The following is a 13,183-nucleotide window of genomic DNA, read 5'->3' on the forward strand; positions in this document are numbered from 1 at the left end:
ACAATCTCATGGCAAACAAACAAGGCATCCCGCTTATCGACCCGCTCCTGAACATGATCATCGGGTCGCGGAACGAACGATTCGTGAAACGATACAACTCGCTGGTCAGCCAGATCGGCGGGCAGGAAGACGATATCCGCAAGCTGACAGACGGTGAAATCCGTGATCGGGCGCGGAGTCTTCGACAGAAGATCAGCGATGGCGCCAGCCCGGAAGATATGCTTGTCGATGTGTTTGCTGTTGGGCGCGAAGCGATGGATCGCTCGATCGGTATCCGCTCAATCTTCAACCCTGATCAAAAGTTTGATCCGTCCCAACTGCCACGCGCAATGCAGGATCTGTACAAGAAGATTGCTGAGGAGGCAAAGCAACTTCCACTCTTGATCCCACGGACATTTGTACCTGATGCAAAGTCTCCAACACCACCACAGGGTGAGGTGGATGCGAACGACGAGTTTCTTGGTTCGACCGTGGTGATCCCCGGCTGGAAACGTGTAAGGATTCCGAACGAGCTCTATTACGCGGTGCGCGAACTCTATCCGGAAAGCCGCCCGCCGTTCCGTGCTCGCCCGTTCGATGTGCAGCTCATCGGCGGCATGGTGTTGTATCAGGGCAAGATTGCAGAAATGAAGACGGGCGAGGGCAAGACGATTGTCGCGCCACTTGCTGCAGCTCTTGTTGCTTCTGACGGGATGAAGGTTCACGTTGTCACGGTGAACGACTACCTTGTCCAGCGTGACCGTGACTGGACAGCGCCGTTCTTCCACGCGCTCGGGCTCACAGTTGGTGCAATTCACCCACAGCACATGCAGCCTGAAGGGCTCAAGCGTCTCATGTATACCTGCGATGTTGTCTACGGCACGACATCGGAGTTCGGGTTTGATTACCTGCGCGACAACATGAAGCCGACGGTGGATCAGCAGGTGCAGCGTCGTCGCGATCTTGCGATCGTTGACGAGGTTGACTCGATTCTGATTGATGAAGCCCGTACGCCGCTCATTATCTCGGGGCCCGCGCACGAGTCGACGCCTCGGTATGAGCTTGCCGATGGTCTGGCTCGTTTTCTTGTCGAGAAACAAAGGCCGTGGCAGGAGCTTGATGACAAAATATCGAGGGCTGAGGAACGCATTAAGGGACTTGAGGGCGACATCCGGAACACTCGAGACAAGTCGCAAGTGCCAGCGTGGAAACAGGAGGTTGAGTCACTCAAGTCCTCCATTCCACAGATGGAGCTTGAGCGCGATGCGCACACGCAGTACTACGAGATCAAAGAAGAACGCAAGCAGGTCACACTGACCCACGATGGTGTCGCAGAAGCGCAGAAAAAAGCCGGGCTTGGCTCGTTCTATGTTGATGAGAATATGGATATTCCCCATTTGCTTGAACAGTCGCTGCGCGCGCATGTTGTCTACCAGCGCGATCGCGATTACATCGTCATGGATGTGCCTGACCAGATGACACAGCGACCGACCCCGAGCATTGTCATTGTTGACACATTCACGGGCCGTCCAATGATCGGACGCCAGTGGTCCGACGGGCTGCATCAGGCAATCGAGTGCAAGGAACATGTGCCAATCAAGCAGGAAACACAGACTGTTGCAACGGTCACGATCCAGAACTTCTTCAAGATGTACAAGCGGTTGTCCGGCATGACGGGTACCGCCGATACCGAGGCCCAGGAGTTCCACGACATCTACAGCCTCGATGTTGTTTCGATCCCGACAAACGAGCAGATCCGTCGTATCGATTCGGATGACCGCATGTACATGCGCGAGAAGGACAAGTGGAACGCGATTGTTGATGAGATCAAGACGTTCCACGATGTGGGCAGGCCGATCCTCGTCGGCACGACCAGTGTTGAGAAGTCCGAGCTTGTTGCGTCGATGCTGTCGCAGAAATATAACATCAAGCACAACGTGCTCAACGCGAAGCAGCACGAGCGCGAAGCCAACATCATTGAGGACGCAGGTCAGCTTGGCTCGGTCATGATTGCGACCAACATGGCTGGTCGCGGTACAGACATCAAACTTGGCAGGCTGACACGCGAAGCGTTGCGAGAGCACTGGCTCAAGCGTGACATCGCACCTCGCACACTCTCGGTCGATGATGACGATCAGACACTTCGCGAGAAGGTGTACCGGAAGATCGCCCCGAAGTTTTTGGAGATCGACAAGAAGCAGGCGGAAGATATGCAGTTCGATCAGCTTGAGATTGAGCTCCTTCGCCACTGGACATATCAGAACACGCTCCTTAGCGAACGCAAGATCCAGTCCATGAACGCGGACCAACTTCGCGATGCACTTGATGCTGAGAGCAGAATGATTCTGCACAATATCCGCTGGTACGGGTCTATTGAGGATATGGGTGGGTTGCACGTGGTTGGCACAGAGCGTCACGACAGCAGGCGCATCGACAACCAGCTTCGCGGACGCTCGGGTCGTCAGGGCGACAAGGGGTCGAGCAGGTTCTTTGTATCAACCGAAGACGACATGATGCGACTCTTTGGTGTTGATAAACGCATGGGTGTCGTGTCGAAGCTCGGGTTGATGAAGGAAGGTGACGCTGTTGACAGTCCGCTGCTCTCAAAGACGATTGCTGGCATCCAGCGCAAAGTGGAAGAACGCAACTTCCAGTATCGAAAGCAGATTCTTGAGTATGACGAGGTGATGGAGCATCAACGCCAAGCGTTTTACGGGTTACGCCAGCGCGTGCTCGAGGGTCGTGACGTGCATGGTCTTATTACCGAGTACCTGAAAACTGCAATTGCAGACAAGGCCGACGAGTATCTTGATGAGGATTATGGATACAAGTGCATTGCCGAATACGCGCGAGAGCATGTCAAGAGCCAGATTTCACCCGAGCGCATGCGCCGTAAGGATGCACGTGAGATCGACACAATGATTCGGCGTGAAGCTGGACACGACGCGCGCCAGCTCATCAACATGACCCTCGGTGAGTACATGCCGGATGTTGGTTCTGAGGTCAAGGTTGATTTCGATGCGCTTGCGATTGTGAACTGGGCAAAGTCACGATTTGGCGTCGATCTTGATATCGCGGAGATTGAAGCCGGCGGTATTGAAGCTCGAAGAGCAATTCAGGATGCGCTGGAAGAAGCGGCAGTTGTTGGGATCGAGAACGCAAATCTTGACAAAGTCCCCGTGTATCTCGACAAGAACTACGGCCCCGATCAGCTTGCGGGCTGGGTGAAGCGCAAGTTTGAGGTCGAAGTAACGCGAGACGAGATTCTGCAGGCGCTGCATCGTCATACGGAAACGAATGAAGAGAAGGATGCGCCCGAAGCAGTGATCATGTCGCGCGTTGAAGAGGTGTATAAGGCAAAGGAGATTCGCTATCCCGTCGATTTCCGGCTCATGCTGACCCAATCCCAGATGGGCCAGAATCCGCAGGGCGCAATGCAGGGATTCATCGAGTGGGCGAATCAGCGTTACGAACTTGGGCTCACTGCTGAAGATGCGATGAAACAATCACCGCAACAGATCCGCGAGAGATTGCTTGAAGCCTCACGCGAGTTCGTGAACTCTGGTCGCATCAAGAAAGAGATTGCAGATGCGATTTCTCAGCCCAACAGCGACGCACTGAAAGCGCACTTCACGAAGCGCTTCGGCACAGACGCCATGCTGCCGGACTGGTTGCTTGGTTTGAAGGGCGAAGAGCGCGAGCAGGCAATCCAGGGGCGCGTCGAGATGATGTTGCGAGCAGAGATGCAGCATCTTGAACAGCATCTGCTTATCCACACACTGGACACCGCATGGCGTGAGCACCTGCACTCGATGGATCAGCTTCGCGACGGCATCGGTTTCCGCGCGATGGCGCAGACCGATCCACGCAACGAGTTCAAACGCGAGGGTGCACGGATCTACCGCCAGATGATGCGCGATGTCATCGATCGCGTGACAGACGATGTGCTGCGAGTCGAGCTTCGTCCGAATGCGCCCCAGCAGCGTCCTCCACAACAGATGATGCCGCCACAAGATCCGCCTCAGCAGGAGCAGAGGGCGGGCGCCGGCCCGATCAATACCGGTGGTGGCATCGCTGGCGGCGGGATCATCGGAGCTGGCTTCTAACCGGTCTGCGGCATCATTACACAAGAGAAACTCACAAGGTGGATCGGGCAATCCGGCCTTGCTCTGTTTGATGCTCCGTCTCGCGTGAGAATGCTGTATACTTTCTCTTGTTGAAATAAGCCTGGGAGGAAGTATGCGCGCACTGCTTGGAATGTTTTGTGCTTTGACATGTGCGTGGGCTGTGCAGGCGCAGACGAGCGAGGTTCCACCGGAGGTGACTCGCGCCATTGCTCAGGCCGATCGAGAACTCGATCGGATTGCGACGCTCGACGAGCGAACAGAGCGCGACGCACGCGCCTTCGCCCTGCTGAATGATGTGCTCACACCGCAGCTCAATAATCTCGAACTTTCGGATACTGCAACAGCCGAACTCTGGAAAGATGCTGCGATAGCTGTGTTCTATTCGCACGATGTGGCATCTGTGCCGCTCGTTTCAACAATAGCAATGCGAACACATCCCCAGTATGCGGATGATGAGGTCTTGCGCGGTGTGCTGACTGAACTCAGGAAGATCAATCAGTTGTACAAACCGGATGAGGCCGCTGCACTTCGCGCCTTTGCCGAGCAGCGATGGGCAGAAGCGCAGTCCGGCGATATCAATGCGATGTTTGATGTTGGTGTGTGCATGGAGGATGGCACCGGCATGATGGTTGATGTAGCAGAGGCTGCAAAGTGGTACCAGCGTGCCGCTGATGCTGGGCATGTGGGCGCATCAAAGCGATTAGGCCGGTTATGTTTGGCTGGGCAAGGTGTTGTCCGGAGTGAGGCGCGTGCAAAGACGTTGCTCGAATATGCTGCGAACCAGAACGATGCTGAAGCGATGTATCTGCTCGGAAAGCTCTTTCTTGAGAAGCGACAGATCGCGGGCGGCACGACAAAGGCAGTGCAATGGCTCGAAGCAGCGGCCAATCAGAACCAGTACCAGGCGATGTTTCTGCTCGCACAACTGCACGAGCAGGGAACCGGGTTTGCCAAGGACGACGAGGCTGCAGCCGATCTGTATCGTACAGCTGCTGAGGGTGGCAATCCGAGCGCCATGCGCGCGCTGGGGATTCTGTATCGCGAGGGACGCGGTGTCCCAAGGATGGATTCCCTTGCCAACGACTGGCGCACAAAGTCGATAAACCAACAGCGTGAGGTGAAGGATACCGAGTGGAGCGAGGTGGGTTTCTTCGGCGTTGAGGTGCCACATGATCGTGTTGCATTTGTCTGCAACGTGTCGAACTCGATGAGCGGCAACAAGAAGATGCCGAAACTGCGTGGCGAACTTATCACAATGTTGGATCGACTGCACGCAGACAAGATGTTCTCTATCTGCCTCTACAACGACCAGCCAGTTCCGCTTGGTGGCAGCACCGACTGGACGCAAGCGACACCGCGCAACGTGCGTCGAGCAATCTCGCAGATCATGGCTGTCAAGCCGCAGGGAACATCGAACCCGGCCTTCGCGATTGAGCACGCGCTCTCACTCAGGCCCGCGCCGGAAGCCATTTTTTTCATTACCGACGTGTCGCATAGCGACAAGGTTGCCAACGCGATCAAGGAAGCAAACACAAAGACGCGGGTGCCGATCTACACCTTCACGCTCGGCTCGAACAAGGCGCAGAAGGTCATGAAGAAGATCGCAAATGAATCGGGTGGTACGTACAAGCATGTGCCTGCCGGGTAACCGAACACGATGCCACTTCCCAGCGCTGCTCGCATTACTTGCTCTCGTTGACAGGATATGCCTCTGTGTTCACCGCCAAAGATCAATAAAATGTTGCTTATGTGATTGCCAGCCGAATCGGACATGGTCTGTGAATATCCATGCGCAATGATGTGGCCTAGCTACTTTTTCGAGCTGTTCTGCAATATGCCAAATTAGATTAAAGGCAGATCGGCATGCCCATTTTGCAACTTGCGGGCTTTGAATTTGAAAATACCACCCTGCAAGCACATCTTTGTCACCAGGTTTATTAATGCAGTATCCCCTGTTAAAAAGATCCACAACAGCACCATGGGCTTTCCCGGGGTTATTAGTTGCCTTGGGTTTTAAATGTACTAACTCATTGCGAAGATCATTTAGTTGCTGTGCGCTTTGCAATGGTTCGCTTCCGTCGCAAAGGACATTGCCACCTAATACAATTGAAGCAGCCCTGTACTTGGAGAGTGCGCGAGCGTTGTTTTTTTCTAACATTGACACCAGAGATGCGGTGTTTACCAGCTCTGTCGGCCGTGGATTGCATCCAGTGAGCTGGTCGAGATCCAAATGGATAACAAGCTCATTGATGAAGCATTCCATCGACATTGCAGCAAGGACTATACTCTCAATAACACCATCGGCCGAGGCTGCGCTTGGAAAAGAGATTCTATGCTCTATTGATCTGACGGCATTGCTTGCAGCTGTAATCCACATATTGCGAGAACAGTGGGCCCAGCCCATTTGCATTTTCTTAAGTGAATCAGTTATGTGGCTTTGCATTCATTGCCATATGAAAAAAACTTGAATCAATACGCCAGGCACGCCTCGATGCCTGACCTGATCCGCTTGGAGTCGGGCAGGTAGTCGAGTTCCAGCTTGTAGTATGGCATGACCGTGTCGAACCCTGCCACGCGCTGAACGGGCGCTTCGAGGTTCAGGAAGCAGCGTTCCTGGATAATGCTCGATATTTCTGCACCCATGCCGCCAGTGAGGCAGGCCTCGTGCGCGATGACGCATCGCCCGGTCTTCGCCACACTCTCAGCGATGCAGTCCTCGTCGAACGGATAGATCGAGCGCAGATCAATGAGTTCCACCGAGATGTCCTCGGGCAGGTTGTCGAGCGCTTCGAGACACTGGAAGACGCTCGCGCCCCAAGTGACGACGGTGATGTCGGTGCCCTCAGAGACGACCTTGGCCTCGCCGATCGGGATGGTGTAGTCTTCGTCCGGCACTTCCTCGCGGAACGCGCGGTACACGCGCTTCGGCTCAAAGAACACGACAGGATCAGGGTCGCGGATGGCTGACAGCAACAGTCCCTTGGCGTCGTACGGCGTTGATGGCATGACGACTTTGAGCCCCGGTGTGTGGGCGTAGACTGCTTCGGGCGAATCCGAGTGGAGTTCCGGTGCGTGGATGCCGCCGCCAACGGGCACGCGAACTGTCATCGGTACGGTGATTGCGCCGCGGGTTCGTGTGCGGAACCGGGCACCATGATGGACAAGTTGGTCGTAGGCTGGCCCCATGAACCCCTCGAACTGGATCTCGGGAATGGGACGCATCCCAGCCATGGCAAGCCCGATGGCGGTGCCCATGATCCCCGATTCTGCGAGCGGGGTGTCCATGACACGATCAGCGCCGAACTTCTGGTAGAGCCCCTCTGTGACGCGGAAAACGCCGCCATTGAGCCCGACGTCCTCACCGAGGCAGACGACGCGCTCGTCGCGTTCCATCTCGTAGGCGAGGGTCTGGTTGATCGACTGGACGAGGGTGAGTTGTGCCATGGACGATGGTAGGAAAGCATGATGCGAATGGCATCGATAGGCCGCGAAGTTCTGGGTTCGATAGGGTGAGCACGAGCGCGATTGGGTCAGCCTATACAATACAAGCGACAGGACTCGTGGGGTTTCAAGCCGCAGACAAGGAGAACAAGTATGGCACGTTTGAAGCAGACAGCATTGATGGCATTCTGTGTTGGTGGAGCATTTGTGCTCGGACAATCGATCGCATCGAACTCGGTTGGAACTGCTGTCGCAGCCCAGCCTGAGATGGACGGCGATCAGCCCGACATGTCCATGATGGGCCCGACGGAGTATCACAAGAAGATGGCAGGGATGCTCGGCGAATGGGATGTTGTTGTGCAGTTCAAGATGTCACCATCGGATGCAGAATGGACGGAATCCAAAGGCACGATTACACGCAAGTGGATTCTCGACGGCATGTTCATGCAGGAGGAAGTGAACGCATCCATGGGACCGGGTATGCCCGAGTTCAAGGGCATCGGAACGATGGGATACAACACGTTCACGGGTGAGTATGAGTCGAGCTGGATGGAGAACACGTCATCACCAATTACATCGGCGACGGGTTCTTACGACGAAGCCACAATGACGTGGACGTTCATCGGTGATATGTTCAATCCGATGACCGGGGAGAAGGTCAAGTCAAAGCAGGTCTACATTGAGTCCGACCCAAATCGTCATATCCTTGAGTCATACATTCTCATGGACAACGGTGAGTACTGGCAGAGTTTCAAGGGTGTTTCTGAGCGCCGTGGTGCGCGAAGCGGAACCCGATGAAGCGATGCTTTGAGTAAGGAAAACTCCACAACCGGGGGCATGATGCTCCCGGTTTGTTTATACTGGATTGGGTTTGTGCCAACGTAGTCAGAGAGGATGTCGCAATGAAATGGATTCTTGGCTTTGTCGTTGCAGCGGTTGCTGTTTGCGCTGGAGGGGTCGTTGCTCTGCAGCCAGAAAAAGAACAACAGCAGCAGGAAGTTCATACAGAGCCAACGTTGATCGCGTCATTGGGATGGGAGCGTGGATATACCTTTACCCCGCCTCCAACTCATGTAATTGTCGCTGTGTGGGATGATGGAGTCGTTGTGTGGAACTCGACCCCTCATGGGGGCCCAACGTACTACTTTTCAACTGTGTCGAAGGAAGCGCTTGCAAGACTCAAAGATCAAACAAACAAGCTGGATCTGCGAGGTGTTCGTGGCCGCCATCACGCGCCACCTGACAGCTCTTGCTTCAGATTGCGATTTGTCTCTGCGCATGAGCAGTTGCCTATAAGACTTTCGATCTCGCACTCTGGGTTCTTGTCCGGGACCGATTCCAAGTTTATTGAAGCATGGTGGATTGTGAGCACCGAACTTCAACAGATTAGGCCTGGTGTAGGCACGCGATTGCTTGACTCTGAAGAGATGCAGGAAAGATTCAAGGAGACGTTTCCAGGCCTTGAGCTTGGGAGCTAACTTCACTGGTGAGATATATTCGCACATGGATACACCAACTCCTGAACTTCCCGATCTTCCAGAGAGAGAATCACTTCGGGCTGTACTGAGCGAGGAGTTTTCTCATCGCATGGAGTTTCATAACGCGCTGCTGGAGGAGCATTCATTTTCAGGTGATTCACCGCAACAGTGGCGATTGGAACGTTGTATTGCCTGCCGGGTGCAGGCTGCTCACCTGCGATTCTCCACATGCGTCATGATTGATGTTGCACTCGATCGATGCGATCTTGCGAACACAGATCTGGGGCAAGCGAGGTTCCGGCGGTGCTGTTTGTCCAACTGCAAACTGACCGGATTGAGTGCTGCTGACAGCTCGTTCCACTCGGTACGATTTACCGACTGTGTGCTGGAGATGGCAATCTTTCAGCGATCGTCGTTCCGTGACGTGGTGTTCGAGCGATGCGTGCTGCGTGAGGCAGACTTTGACGGTGCTGATTTGTCAGGCGCATGTTTTGGGGAGTGCGATCTGCGCCGAAGCAATCTTGCGTTTGCGAACGTGAAAGGCGCTGACTTTCGCACATGCAAAGTTGAAGGATTCACCTGCTCGCCCGACGGTTTGCGCGGCGCGGTCTTTGATGTTCAGCAGGCGCCGGATATTGCCCGGCTGCTTGGTGTTGAGTTCAAATAATAGTAATAAAATAACCGCTGGTTCAGCCGTACTGCTGCGCGATCATCCATTCGAGCACGCTGCTCTGCGGGAGTGGATTAATGCCAATGTGACGGAGCATGTTGACGCACTGGGCCCGATGGTGCATCCCGTGTGTTGTCACATGAACAATTACGTTCCCTCTCGGGAAAGCGTACTCGCGTCCGCCGCGCGAGCCCTTCGCGATCGCGTCAACGGGATGCGCGCGTGCGATCTGCGCGAACTCATCAGCGACATCGTTGTGGAGCGCGAGCAGGTCAGTCTGTGAGCGGCGTTCACCCTCAAGACGCGGGCGAAACTCCGATTCTCGCAGCATGTCTGTCCATCCTCGCATTGCGCCGAGAATGTGCGTGATTGTGTCGTGGAGTGTCCCCAGACCCATTTCGAATGTGCGATGGAACTGGTCGTCGGTAAGCCGCCCGCACGCGTTGATGATGTTGTTTGTGGCCCAGCGATCGTGGGCCAGCATTGTGTCGAGGAGCACAACAGTTCTCCTGATTTGGAGTTGTTTGCGAATGTGTTACGTTCCAACTTCGTCTGCTTGCCCAATCGAAAACGCGGTAGCGACCGCAAGGAAGCCCCAGAGCAGATCAAAGAGACCGAAGCTGGCTTTGAACACAGCATTTGTTGTGATCGATTGTCCTTGTGCAAACCCCTGATCCATAAATCCTTGAAGTTCCCTGATCGTCTCGTTCTTTTCATCCTGACTGAGTGAGTCCCAGTATTGCTCGGCTTCGCTCCAGACGGCTTGTGGAAAATCGGCTTGTGATTCGGCGGTTTCAAACGATGAGCCGGCCGGCCATTGCAAAGTCTCGCCCTGTGCCTCGTGCTCTGCAGCAACTTCGTAGGCGATGTTGATCATGACCGTTTCTTCTGTGACAACAATGCTGCCATACTCGCTGGCGACTTTGTCTGCAATCATCACAGCGGTGATGTACTTCCCGCCAACAACAGAGAGCAGAGCAATCACGGCAGCGATGACACCCGTGGTGGCAGATGCTTCTTTTTGAGCGCCGAGTGCCATCGCGAATCCAACAAGTCCTCCAATACCCCACGCTGCCCAGCCGATCTCAAGTTCGAGGTAGTACGCGATCAACGCCCAGAGGATTGCCCCAACTGCACCTGCGATCGATGCGAGCACGATTCCTTTCGTCATGATGTACCTCCATGCCCCACGAGAGCGTCGGGCGACACAAAGTACCACCAAGGCAGGTTGTGTGCAAGTGTGCATTGGATGCCTACCACTTGCTGAGTACGCTCCTAGAATCATGCTCACGAGACAGATGCCAAACAAAACACGATCGAGATCAGCGTCCGCTGATGACGTTCCGGAGACACTATGGCCCACGCTCAGTCAACAGATCCAAACGTTTTCATCCTGCCCGACCTAGGAGAGGGTGTCCACGAGGCTGAACTCATCGCGTGGAAGGTGAAGGTTGGCGAGACCGTCGAAGAGCACCAGATCCTCGCTGAGATGGAGACTGACAAGGCACTTGTGGAGGTGCCCAGTCCGCGCGCGGGTGTCATTGAAATACTTCACGGCAATGAGGGCGAGATTCTCAACGTTGGCAATCCGCTCGTGACATACAAGGGTGACGGCTCTGCACCAACGAAGGCTGCGCCTGCTCCGTCCGCTTCAACCAACGGCCATGCTCAGGAGCATCGCGAAGATGCGGGCACTGTTGTTGGTTCAGTTGGCGGGGATGTTGCTGGCATGACCGCACAGGCTGGCAAGGCACTCGCAACACCAGCAGTTCGCAGGCTTGCGCGTGACATGGGTGTTGATATCAATGCAGTACCCGGCACGGGCATGGGTGGTCGTGTGATGGCAGCTGATGTCAAGGCGTTCGCTGCTGGTGGTGGAGCAACAGCAAAGCCTTCTGCAGCAACCAACACAGCGGCCGCGCCTCACCAGCAAACACAATCTGTACCGCAGCAGTCGTTTGCACCGCAGATGCAGCAGCCACAGTTCCAGCAGAACTATGGCGCGATGCCGCAACAGCAGCAGATGATGCCCAGCATGAACCCCATGATGGGCATGGGCGGCATAATGCCGAATCCCATGATGATGGGCATGATGCACCCGATGATGATGAATCCGTGGATGGGCATGATGATGCCGCAGATGATGGGCGGGATGGGTGCCGGTCTCCCGCAGGCACCAGGATATGTGCCGTCATCGGGCGATCGTCCTGTTCCTGCGCCCGCGCAGAAATCACAGATCCAGCCCGGGCAGGCAACTGCGTCCATCCCGTTCCGTGGCGTGCGCAGAACCATTGCAAACAAGTTGCGCGAATCTGTCAACTCAGCGGTTCACTTCACCGTGATGGACGAAGCCGATGTGACCACACTCGATGCGCTCCGCAGGCAGATCTCCCAGCAAACCGGCGAGAAGATCAGCTTCCTGCCGTTTGTGTGCGCAGCGGTTTGCCGGGCACTGACCAGCGGGTTCGGCGCTCTGAACGCGACAGTCGATGATGCGCATGACCAGGTCATCCAGCACGCTGGCGTGCATCTTGGTATTGCAACCGACACTGACTCGGGCTTGATGGTGCCTGTTATTCGCGATGCGCACTTGATGCACATTGTGCAACTGGCCAAAGCAATCGCCAGTGCTGCGGCTGGTGCGCGCGATCGTACAGCACCTCGCGAGGCACTCATGGGCTCAACATTTACGATCTCGAATGTGGGCAGCCACGCTGGACGCTTCGCAACTCCAGTCATCAACGCGCCCGAGGTCGGAATCCTTGCGGTCGGCCGCGTGAGCGATGGCGTTGTTGTGCAGAACGGACAGGCGATGGTCGGCAAGGTGATGCCACTGAGTCTCGCGTGCGATCATCGCGTCGTTGATGGTGCGACAGCCGCGCTTGCTCTTGCGCAGATCATCCGATTCCTGCAGCAGCCGCAGTTCTGATTCGAGTGCTGTCATTCAGGGTTCGGCATCAGATCCGGGCTGTTCAGCAGATCCCCTGTCTGCAGTTGCTCCATGATCGAATCAAGTTGCTTCTGCACATCACCCAGAGGCATGGCGTTTGTTGTGCCAGAGAACTGCGAACTGGCAAGCTGGGCAATCACAAAGAAGATCACAATCGCACCAAGAATCCCAAGCACAAATCCGATGATGCTGAACAGCATCAATCCCTTGAATACACCCCAACCGACGCGCCATTCCAGCCATTTTTTGTCTGAGAGGTTGTCGACCTTCGTGCTCAGCCGAACGAGTTCCTCTTCGAGCCGCATAACTGTCTGTTCAAGCGATGACTTTGCATCAGCAACACTATTCACTTTCTGCGTTGCGTAGTGCGTTGTCACGTCGGATGCTTTTGCATCATCTGCAACCCGACCATCGGTCAGATGCCCCTGCGCAATCACCTGCTTTACGGCTTCTTCGGGAGTGTCTGCTTCTGCATCAACGCGATAATCCTTGCCGGAATCGAAGTTTGTGCAGATGACGCTGTAGGTTGGCATGACAT

The 13,183-nt window shown here is 55.2% G+C and carries 11 protein-coding genes; 6 read left to right on the plus strand and 5 right to left on the minus strand.

Features of this window, described 5'->3' with window-relative positions; all coding sequences use genetic code 11:
• The first annotated feature begins 8 nt into the window (after positions 1-8).
• Complete coding sequence (secA, locus tag H6815_12520) at positions 9-4,085, plus strand: preprotein translocase subunit SecA (protein MCB9861265.1); 4,077 nt, start codon at positions 9-11, stop codon at positions 4,083-4,085.
• 133 nt (positions 4,086-4,218) lie between these two features.
• Positions 4,219-5,754 carry an SEL1-like repeat protein gene (locus tag H6815_12525; GenBank protein MCB9861266.1) on the plus strand — a complete coding sequence of 512 codons (1,536 nt, stop codon included), beginning with the start codon at positions 4,219-4,221 and terminating at the stop codon, positions 5,752-5,754.
• Between the two features lie 69 nt (positions 5,755-5,823).
• On the opposite strand, the gene H6815_12530 is transcribed toward H6815_12525, so the two are convergent.
• Both H6815_12530 and H6815_12535 read right to left on the minus strand, forming a co-directional pair.
• Positions 5,824-6,549, minus strand: a complete 726-nt coding sequence (locus H6815_12530; protein ID MCB9861267.1) for a hypothetical protein — start codon at positions 6,547-6,549, stop codon at positions 5,824-5,826.
• Positions 6,550-6,575: 26 nt separating this feature from the next.
• Positions 6,576-7,550: an alpha-ketoacid dehydrogenase subunit beta gene (locus H6815_12535; GenBank protein MCB9861268.1), complete on the minus strand. Its 975-nt coding sequence runs from the start codon at positions 7,548-7,550 to the stop codon at positions 6,576-6,578.
• A gap of 150 nt (positions 7,551-7,700) precedes the next feature.
• Here H6815_12535 and H6815_12540 point away from each other — a divergent pair, with 150 nt between their 5' ends.
• From H6815_12540 to H6815_12550, 3 genes are all read left to right on the plus strand, one after another.
• On the plus strand, positions 7,701-8,345 hold the full coding sequence (locus H6815_12540) for a DUF1579 family protein (protein ID MCB9861269.1): 645 nt from the start codon (positions 7,701-7,703) through the stop codon (positions 8,343-8,345).
• Positions 8,346-8,449: 104 nt separating this feature from the next.
• On the plus strand, positions 8,450-9,025 hold the full coding sequence (locus H6815_12545) for a hypothetical protein (protein MCB9861270.1): 576 nt from the start codon (positions 8,450-8,452) through the stop codon (positions 9,023-9,025).
• A gap of 25 nt (positions 9,026-9,050) precedes the next feature.
• Positions 9,051-9,692, plus strand: a complete 642-nt coding sequence (locus tag H6815_12550; protein ID MCB9861271.1) for a pentapeptide repeat-containing protein — start codon at positions 9,051-9,053, stop codon at positions 9,690-9,692.
• 22 nt (positions 9,693-9,714) lie between these two features.
• Here H6815_12550 and H6815_12555 read toward each other — a convergent pair whose 3' ends face one another.
• Positions 9,715-10,194, minus strand: coding sequence for a DinB family protein (locus tag H6815_12555; GenBank protein MCB9861272.1), 480 nt, complete (start codon positions 10,192-10,194; stop codon positions 9,715-9,717).
• A 36-nt stretch (positions 10,195-10,230) separates the two neighbouring features.
• The gene (locus H6815_12560; protein MCB9861273.1) at positions 10,231-10,866 is read right to left on the minus strand and encodes a hypothetical protein; all 636 of its coding nucleotides are present in this window, start codon (positions 10,864-10,866) and stop codon (positions 10,231-10,233) included.
• A gap of 183 nt (positions 10,867-11,049) precedes the next feature.
• Here H6815_12560 and H6815_12565 point away from each other — a divergent pair, with 183 nt between their 5' ends.
• Complete coding sequence (locus tag H6815_12565; protein ID MCB9861274.1) at positions 11,050-12,624, plus strand: 2-oxo acid dehydrogenase subunit E2; 1,575 nt, start codon at positions 11,050-11,052, stop codon at positions 12,622-12,624.
• 11 nt (positions 12,625-12,635) lie between these two features.
• On the opposite strand, the gene H6815_12570 is transcribed toward H6815_12565, so the two are convergent.
• Positions 12,636-13,178 (minus strand): hypothetical protein, encoded by a 543-nt coding sequence (locus H6815_12570; protein ID MCB9861275.1) that lies wholly within the window; start codon positions 13,176-13,178, stop codon positions 12,636-12,638.
• Positions 13,179-13,183: the final 5 nt, after the last annotated feature.

Source organism: Phycisphaeraceae bacterium, from assembly GCA_020639155.1.
In the GTDB taxonomy this organism is placed as follows: Bacteria; Planctomycetota; Phycisphaerae; order Phycisphaerales; family UBA1924; genus JACKHF01.

Bases quoted from the DNA above. Each gene is read 5' to 3' on its own strand.
- H6815_12545 (MCB9861270.1), top strand. From the start codon at position 8,450: ATGAAATGGATTCTTGGCTTTGTCGTTGCAGCGGTTGCTGTTTGCGCT.
- H6815_12525 (MCB9861266.1), top strand. From the start codon at position 4,219: ATGCGCGCACTGCTTGGAATGTTTTGTGCTTTGACATGTGCGTGGGCT.
- H6815_12550 (MCB9861271.1), top strand. From the start codon at position 9,051: ATGGATACACCAACTCCTGAACTTCCCGATCTTCCAGAGAGAGAATCA.
- secA (MCB9861265.1), top strand. From the start codon at position 9: ATGGCAAACAAACAAGGCATCCCGCTTATCGACCCGCTCCTGAACATG.
- H6815_12540 (MCB9861269.1), top strand. From the start codon at position 7,701: ATGGCACGTTTGAAGCAGACAGCATTGATGGCATTCTGTGTTGGTGGA.
- H6815_12565 (MCB9861274.1), top strand. From the start codon at position 11,050: ATGGCCCACGCTCAGTCAACAGATCCAAACGTTTTCATCCTGCCCGAC.
- H6815_12570 (MCB9861275.1), bottom strand. From the start codon at position 13,178: ATGCCAACCTACAGCGTCATCTGCACAAACTTCGATTCCGGCAAGGAT.
- H6815_12535 (MCB9861268.1), bottom strand. From the start codon at position 7,550: ATGGCACAACTCACCCTCGTCCAGTCGATCAACCAGACCCTCGCCTAC.
- H6815_12530 (MCB9861267.1), bottom strand. From the start codon at position 6,549: ATGCAAAGCCACATAACTGATTCACTTAAGAAAATGCAAATGGGCTGG.
- H6815_12560 (MCB9861273.1), bottom strand. From the start codon at position 10,866: ATGACGAAAGGAATCGTGCTCGCATCGATCGCAGGTGCAGTTGGGGCA.